The organism is Gordonia asplenii (genome assembly GCF_012933505.1).
GTDB lineage: Bacteria > Actinomycetota > Actinomycetes > Mycobacteriales > Mycobacteriaceae > Gordonia > Gordonia asplenii.
On record NZ_JABBNB010000078.1, the window covers coordinates 1 to 1,342 of the forward strand.

1 protein-coding gene is annotated in these 1,342 nt (G+C 66.2%); it reads right to left on the reverse strand.

Going from position 1 to position 1,342, the window contains the following annotated elements; all coding sequences use genetic code 11:
* On the reverse strand, positions 1-1,043 hold a 1,043-nt coding region (locus tag HH308_RS29255), incomplete at its 3' end, for an IS110 family RNA-guided transposase (protein WP_170197813.1).
* Between the last annotated feature and the right edge of the window lie 299 nt (positions 1,044-1,342).

Consider the following 1,342-nt stretch of genomic DNA (forward strand, 5'->3'; position numbering starts at 1 on the left):
GTGGTGGTGGGATGTTCGAGGAGTTTGTAGATTTCGCGGGCGATGTAGCGTTTGAGGAGTCGGTTGATGGCACGGGGGGTTTTGCCGTCGGCGGTGCGTTTGGCGATGTAGGCCTGGGTGCGTGGGTCGCAGCGTTTGCGGGTGAGCATGATGGTATGCAGGGCACTGTTGAGTTGGCGGTCACCGCCGTAGTTGAGTCGATAGACCAGCGAGTTACCACTGCCGATGGGGACCGGGCTCACCCCGGCCAGTGAGGCGAAGTGTGCGTCGCTGGCGAATCGGCCCGGATGCGACCAGGCGCACAGGATCTGCGCGGCGGTGACCGGGCCGACGCCGGGCAGGGCGAGCAGTTCGGGCCGCCATCGGGCCACCAGAGTCCGCAGCTGGGTGTTGTTGGCGGTCAACGCACGCTGGCAGTCGAGGATGTCGCGGGCCAGGGCAGCGGCCTGGCCGGTGGTGACCGGTGACCCGGCCACCGGCAGGGTGCCGGTGGCGATACCGCGGATCTGACGCATGGTGAGCTTGGCCCGAGTGTCCGCGAGCAGCCCGGTGATACGAACAATTGCGTTGAGGGCGTTGACTTTGGAGGTCTTCTCCTTCGTTGTCTGCCGGCGGATGATCAGCAGGACCTGCAGATCGGCGCGGGCGGCGCCCTGGCGTGGGTTGGTCAACTCACCGCGCTCGAGCGAGAGCACCGAGCGGGCCGCGCGGACCGCATCGAGACTGTCGGTTTTGCCCACTCCGCGGCGGGCCTTCTTCGATGCCGGCCGGGCCTCGGTCAGCGGGATCTGCGCCGCGGTCAACGCCGCGGCCAGCGAGGCACCATAGGAGTTGGTGCCCTCCACCGCTGCGAGCACCCGCCCGCCGCTGGTGTGCCGGGCGATCCAGGCGATGACCTTGACGAACCCGGCCGCGGTCACCGCGAACTTTTCCGGGCCGGCGACCACCGTCGCGGTGGCCGCGGCGAGGATGGCGTACTGGTGGGTTCGGGTGTGCGTGTCGACGCCCACGACGTAGTCGTAGTCATCTGAGATACTGGACAAAGCGGGTTCCTCCTGACTCGTCGGCTCGCCGATAACAAGGGATCCTGCTATCGGCCGGTGCCGGTCAACCACAACGAAATGTGTGGCGAGACAGGTCTCTAAGGAGTCAAAGGACGGGCTTCTATCCAGTCATCGCCACGCAGGGAGGCCGGCACCGGCTCTGCCGGGTGGACAAGTCGAAACCAAGCCAGAACCCGACGATCGAATCCGGCAAGACACGGAGTAGTCACACCCAGCACAGCCAACACCAGCATCCCCCAACCGACTCACTCGCCGGTCACCACCTATTAGAGACACGG